We start from the raw sequence: 5,799 nt of genomic DNA, 5'->3' as shown, positions 1-5,799 counted from the left end.
TGTTCTGGTCAAATCCCACCGGACACTTTCTTTAGAGAGTTTTCATAATTAACCGGCGACATATCATTGTTCGCCGTATGCAGTCTTTCGAGGTTGTAATATCTCATGTAGGCTGCGACATCCTGCTTCATGTGTTCCCGGGTGGGCTGGGGGATTTTTAATATCCAGTCATGCTTAAGGCTACCAAAAAAGCGTTCAACCACCGCATTGTCCCAACAGGCTCCCACATCGCCCATACTTGCCCTGATTTTATACTTTTCCAGCAGTTTTCGATAATGTCCGCTGGTGTACTGAGAGCCCCGGTCACTATGGAATACCAAGCCCTTGGGCGGCTTCCGCAAATTGTAAGCCTTGATCAGCGCCTGGCTGACCAGGCTCGTTGTCATGCGCTTATCGATGCGCCACCCGACGATCCTTCGGGAATATAAATCCATGACAATGGCCAGATACACCCAGCCTTCTCCTGTTTTCAGATAGGTCACGTCGCCAGCCCAAACCTGATTGGGCGCGGTAGGAYTAAAATTCTGATTCAACAAGTTATCCGCCACCGCATGATGGTGTTTGCGCCTTGTAGTGGCTTTGTAAGCAACGCGTTGCGTGACCTGAAGACCAAGCCGACTCATAAGCTTGCGAACCCGGTAGCGTCCCACCTGAAAGCCTTCTTCGCGTAGCTTCTTCATCATCTCTCGACTGCCCAGACTGCTTCGAGAAGCGTTAAACAGTCGCTTCATTCGCCGATGCAGGTGAATCTCATCAAACCGGATCACCGGCGCGGGGCGCCGACGCCAGGCATAGAATGCTGATCGACTTGCACGCAGAGCCCGGCAAAGCACTTCCACAGGGAAGCGATTCGACTCTGCCTGAATGAAGGCGAACTTTATTTCAYTTCTTTCGCGAAGAAGGCCGAAGCCTTTTTTAGAATTTCCTTTTCCATGCGCAGCTCTTTGTTTTCTTTGCGAAGCCGTTTTAACTCGGCGCGCTCGTCTTCAGCCAGAACCTGATTTYCAAGCTGAGCTTCAATCTTTTCCTTCCACTTGTAGAGCATATTGGCGCTAATGCCGAGGGATTTAGCCGCTTCTGGGACGGAATAACCTTGGTCGCGSACCAAGGAAACGGCCTCTTCTTTAAACTCTTTTGTATACTGCTTATACGACTTTTTCTGACTCATGCTGACACCTTAATCGTTGACGGGTATTGTCTCTTATTAACGTGTCCGGGACTATTAGACCACTACAGAGGATGCTTTAACTATAAAGGATTTGAATTATATAGGTGAGTTCTCTCAGAGTGGAGTGGTAAAAAAGTATTGGTCATACCCCTGCTCAAAAAAGCCGGGTTGCTGGGCAACAGTAGAGGAGTATGAAGACAGCTTTTTGATAAGCATTACTACACTTGCTCCAGAATAGATATATAAGCTCCAGGGGCTAGAACCTCTGAAAAACGTTGGCGAGACCGCCAGTGCAAGGAAAAAGTCGGCGAAAAAGCACAGCTTATCGTGAATAAATGAGCACTTTGAGCTGACTTTGGGCGCAGCAGGGAGTTATTCGGAGGTTCCTTAGGAAAAACAATGAATGGAAGTATTTTGGTTTGTTATAGCCGAGTTAAGGTTTTCAATAATAATGTAGGGGCGGGATATTTAAATCAGCCAACAAATATATTTGTCATAAAAAGAATTAAAGATCCAGCTGTTGTTCCCACATCGCCTCAGGTGGCCTCTGATATAATTGTTGAGACAAAATGACATGGTTGAAAGTTTATATTTAAATACGGTCGATATTGTGTTGTCTCTTTTGCATAAAAGGGTTGTTGAAATACATTGTTTCATTGAAGAGTTAGACTTTGGTGGAGAGGATGATTACGACTTTGAGTTTTGCTCGTTCGTTTTCTTGGGTCTTGAGACGGGTGGGTATATTTGTTTTGAGTCTATCGATGTTGACTCTAATTACTCTTTGTATGCGGAAGAAGTTTCGGATGTGGAGTTTCGAAAAAGAGTGAAATATTTTGAAAATGATTTGCCTGTCCACATAAAAAAATATTGTATAAAAAAAGGGGGGGGTTAAATGTGTTTCCATTGTTTATGATGAAGGATATATTGAAAAAGCCTTGATTAGTCTTGAAGAGGGAGAGGTTGATATAGTGTCTGGCTATGTTTACGATGAAGGTGATGACTTCAAAATATTAACTCCTGATGAAATGATTCTTTTGTATATTCGAAACTAGGGAAACTCTGAATAACTCCCAGAATCAGTCATAATACGGCAGCCCAACTAAGCAGGAACAATTTTCATGGAACAGATGACTTTCTCCGAAGCCGAATACTAGAATAAAAAGCCTAAGACCCGCCGGGATATCTTTCTGGAGCGGATGGATAAGCTGATTCTCTGGCAACGTCGAAAGGTGAAGTACAGCTGGCTGACGCGGGTTCACATGATACGTTCGAGAGAATGAAGGTGTCAGTCACCGATATCCTGTCAAAATCTGGACAGGGATATAAGATTAATTCTATTTAGATACTTAACACTGATGGCGAAAAGGACATGGGTGTGATGGTTGTTCGTAGAGGAAACGGGCTGATTTAATCGATGAGAGATGTTTATGAGTAAACATTTATCACTCAAATTTAAGGATGAAGATGTTAAGGTGTATGACGAATGGTATCGTGACTATGTGCGCATAATTGCACCGTTGACGCCTGCTGAATATTTGCATTCAAACATGAGTATGTCTCAGTTTGGTGATGTTATTGACACCTTAAATATGTGGTATTTTGCCTTTAAAAGGAAAATGCTAAATGGAAGTGATTTGGTTGGTTATAGTGGCCGAAATATAGATACAAGGATGTGCAATATAGCTTTAATTCTCTCACTTGGAAGAGCTCAAACATATTTGGATATTGGCTGCGAGAAGGCTGAAGAGGAAGAGGAAATAAGAGCGCTTTTTGAAAGCTTTGCAATTTTTGTTAACAGTAACAGGGTGCTAGTATCCTGTTCCTACCTAAATGAAGTTGAGAATGAAGTTTGTGAAAACTTACAGGAATGGAATGACTTTGTTGAATGTGTTGAGACAGGTAGGCATTTTACAATAGATAAGTGGGAGTATGTTGAACGAGTGAATTGTCGGTCTGAATTAAAACGATTTACTCAATTTGGCTCTTGCTACCTTGTTATGGGTGAAAGCTTAGAAAGGATGCGACAGCTTGATAAGCGATATAAAAATTATATTTCAGAAAAAGTGGGGCTTATTTCTGAGAATGGAGAGGTTTTATATCCTAAAAGTGAGTACTGGTGGTACTACAGTTGCCCGAAATTCGTAGAAGTAGAGTAAGACAATTGAGGTCGTTACTTCCGTATTAAAATTTAAGCGCGTACTAATTGTTAACCAGGCATCGATATGAACATTCTATTCCGCATATTTGATGCCTAGTTAAAGATTGTTTTCGCAAACTACTCGGCCTTGACCCAATCCATCAGGTGACAGACGTCGTTGTCAGAAATAGCATCTGCGCGATGGCCTCTTTGTACAGGACCATTAACTCGACCGGGCTCCGCGCGCCAACACCACCAAGATGGCGGCTAATATTTAGGGTGACAAACGTCGCCAAAACGGTAATCACCGGTCGCATCAGACCCCGGATAGCATTCACAAACCAGACGCTGTAGGTTTCTACCCTTAAGCCCGCCCTTGAGCGCGGCAATCTCCGCGATAGAAACTTTTGAAATGCCAAAGAAATTGCTCAAGCACTGAGGGCAAAATATTGGCGTCGAACATGAGATGAGCTATGTTCAGATGGGATACGGGGAGGCGAGAGTGAATATTACGCTCTAATAAAGTTCCTTTTTATGAATGTGTGACAACTAGGCCTAGATATATTCTATGCATCCAAAAAGACTAAGGCATGTTATTCATCAAATGAAAGGGCGCTCTATTTCTAGAGACTTAATTGATGAAATAAGAGATAACGCATCGGAAGTTTTTGATGCTCTGATTCTCGGTGTGCAAAACAAGGAGTTTACAGAAAACCAAGTGATGCATTCCCTGGATATTATGAGGGACCTCCTCCGCAATAAGTGTTTCGGTCGACAAAATGAGTTAATTTTGGCTGCTATGAGTGTTTTGACGCCAGGGAATATGCATATCGCGAGCAAAGCTCTTACCGTATGTACTCTGCTATTAATTACTAATAAAGTTTCAGAAGAATATTTTCCCATTGATGGGGATGTCAAAAAGCGTTTATTGGATACTATTTCAAATATAGATACTGAGAAGTATGATGAAAGATCAGTAAAGTACCAGCGGGAGTGCTTTGAACTTTATGGGATTGGTAGTGAATAAGTTTTGTGTTGAATTTGTACTTCCGGTAGACACCTATTTAAGCAAGAATTGCTTCGGTGACTCTGGTATTTCACTTGATGAAGTCCCGAAAAGGAGGCATCTAAATACAATTCGCAGGTTGTAAGCTCCCGGCGGCTACGAAGTTTTGGGTATCGATAGCCGTTGATCAACCGAAAAGGCGTCTGAATGGATATTTTTGAACTTGTAAAATTGATTGAAAAAAGGCCGGGGATGTATATAGAGAGCCAATCTTCTACTGAGCTGGATTATTTTCTTAGAGGATTTATGGCTGCTTCGCAGATCAATGATAATGATTCAACTGCTACTGATATATATTACGAATTCAATAAGTGGGTTTGTGGAAAACTATCTATAAGCGCTAATGTTTCATGGAGAAGAGCTGTGGCGTTTCAAGAACCAAATGAGTATTTCGCATTCAAGACTTTTTTCGAGTTATGGAATGAATGGTTAGATAAACGGCAGACCTTATGATTCTAGAAGACAGACCTAAACAATGGCCAGAAGATGACTGTTTAGATAATTTCTGGATTATGTTGTCGATAATATGTTCTACAAAGAGTGATATAGAAGGTGTTTTGCCTGGTCGAATTCCAAGTAAGGATAGCCCTTACTTGGAAGATGGCAGATACAACCCTCTTATATCATTCCTGTCTTTGGTATCAACATCAGGTGGTTGGTGGTGGGTAGATTTACCAGAAGTAGAAGACGAGATTCACGCGCTAACAGATTTTATTAACGCTGGATACTCTAAACATGACCCTTGGGAATTGCATTCAGTAGAAGGATTGAGTTCAAAATGGTGGGAAGAACTTAAAAACCTTGCGGAAAAAGTTCTTCAAAAAGGAGTTGGAGGCAGTAGAGCCAAATTGCCAAAAAAATTTGATCCATGTGACTATAATGAATTTGAATCATGCCAGTTTGATGTTGACTATGATTCTTTATATCCTAAATATTAGATGTACTAAAAAGTGGCAGATTGGTTTTTATCTGACTAACACCTAAAAAAACGTCAGAGTCAGTCTGGTACATTTCCATCTATAGTTGCTTCGATCGGTTATCAGTTAGCGCAACATTTCTTGTCGAAAGACGGATTTAGGCTCCGCTCATCTGATGTTGGGCGGTAGAGCCCTTGGAGTGGAGTCGTAAAAAAGTATTGGTCATAATCCTGTTCAAAAAAGCCGGGTTGCTGTGCGACAGTAGATGTGTATGAAGGCAGCTTTTTGATAAGCATTACAACACTTTCTCCAGAATAGATATATAAGATCCTGGGGCTAGGGAACCTCTTAAAAACGTTGGCGAGGGCGCCAGTGCAAGGAAAAAATCGGCGAAAAAGCTCAGTTTATCGTGAATAAATGAGCATCTTGAGCCGATTTTTTGGTGCAGCAGGGAGTTATTCTAAGGCTACCTATGTTGGAAATAAGTCATGAAAGTCGGTAAGTATGAGCT

General features: G+C 41.8%; 7 protein-coding genes. 6 read left to right on the top strand and 1 reads right to left on the bottom strand.

From position 1 onward, the window contains the following. Nucleotides 1-8: 8 nt before the first annotated feature. Nucleotides 9-1,168, bottom strand: a protein-coding gene (locus KP814_RS31815) for an IS3 family transposase (RefSeq protein WP_216740556.1) whose coding sequence is annotated in 2 segments (ribosomal slippage) — nucleotides 9-904 and nucleotides 904-1,168 — 1,161 coding nt in all. Because the reading frame shifts where the segments join, the coding sequence is not laid out codon by codon here. Nucleotides 1,169-1,567: 399 nt separating this feature from the next. Between KP814_RS31815 and KP814_RS31810 the strand changes: the two genes are divergently transcribed. The 6 genes from KP814_RS31810 to KP814_RS31785 all read left to right on the top strand — a co-directional run bounded on the left by KP814_RS31810 (nucleotide 1,568) and on the right by KP814_RS31785 (nucleotide 5,309). Next, nucleotides 1,568-1,741, top strand: coding sequence for a hypothetical protein (locus tag KP814_RS31810; RefSeq protein ID WP_216740555.1), 174 nt, complete (start codon nucleotides 1,568-1,570; stop codon nucleotides 1,739-1,741). 1 nt (nucleotide 1,742) lies between these two features. After that, nucleotides 1,743-2,060 (top strand): hypothetical protein, encoded by a 318-nt coding sequence (locus tag KP814_RS31805; protein ID WP_216740554.1) that lies wholly within the window; start codon nucleotides 1,743-1,745, stop codon nucleotides 2,058-2,060. Between the two features lie 535 nt (nucleotides 2,061-2,595). Next, nucleotides 2,596-3,324: a hypothetical protein gene (locus tag KP814_RS31800; protein WP_216740553.1), complete on the top strand. Its 729-nt coding sequence runs from the start codon at nucleotides 2,596-2,598 to the stop codon at nucleotides 3,322-3,324. Between the two features lie 549 nt (nucleotides 3,325-3,873). After that, nucleotides 3,874-4,332: a hypothetical protein gene (locus KP814_RS31795; RefSeq protein WP_216740552.1), complete on the top strand. Its 459-nt coding sequence runs from the start codon at nucleotides 3,874-3,876 to the stop codon at nucleotides 4,330-4,332. A gap of 186 nt (nucleotides 4,333-4,518) precedes the next feature. Next, nucleotides 4,519-4,824: a hypothetical protein gene (locus tag KP814_RS31790; protein ID WP_216740551.1), complete on the top strand. Its 306-nt coding sequence runs from the start codon at nucleotides 4,519-4,521 to the stop codon at nucleotides 4,822-4,824. Then, nucleotides 4,821-5,309, top strand: a complete 489-nt coding sequence (locus tag KP814_RS31785; protein WP_216740550.1) for a hypothetical protein — start codon at nucleotides 4,821-4,823, stop codon at nucleotides 5,307-5,309. Before KP814_RS31790 ends, KP814_RS31785 begins: the two co-directional genes overlap by 4 nt. Nucleotides 5,310-5,799: the final 490 nt, after the last annotated feature.

Origin of the sequence: Hahella sp. HN01 (genome assembly GCF_018986435.1) — a bacterium.
Classification (GTDB): domain Bacteria; phylum Pseudomonadota; class Gammaproteobacteria; order Pseudomonadales; family Oleiphilaceae; genus Hahella.
Note: the sequence above shows the minus strand (reverse complement) of the source record. Positions and strands in the feature narration are given on the sequence as shown.

Coding starts and splice junctions, on each gene's coding strand:
- KP814_RS31795 (WP_216740552.1), top strand. CDS start 3,874: ATGCATCCAAAAAGACTAAGGCATGTTATTCATCAAATGAAAGGGCGC.
- KP814_RS31800 (WP_216740553.1), top strand. CDS start 2,596: ATGAGTAAACATTTATCACTCAAATTTAAGGATGAAGATGTTAAGGTG.
- KP814_RS31805 (WP_216740554.1), top strand. CDS start 1,743: ATGGTTGAAAGTTTATATTTAAATACGGTCGATATTGTGTTGTCTCTT.
- KP814_RS31790 (WP_216740551.1), top strand. CDS start 4,519: ATGGATATTTTTGAACTTGTAAAATTGATTGAAAAAAGGCCGGGGATG.
- KP814_RS31785 (WP_216740550.1), top strand. CDS start 4,821: ATGATTCTAGAAGACAGACCTAAACAATGGCCAGAAGATGACTGTTTA.
- KP814_RS31810 (WP_216740555.1), top strand. CDS start 1,568: ATGAATGGAAGTATTTTGGTTTGTTATAGCCGAGTTAAGGTTTTCAAT.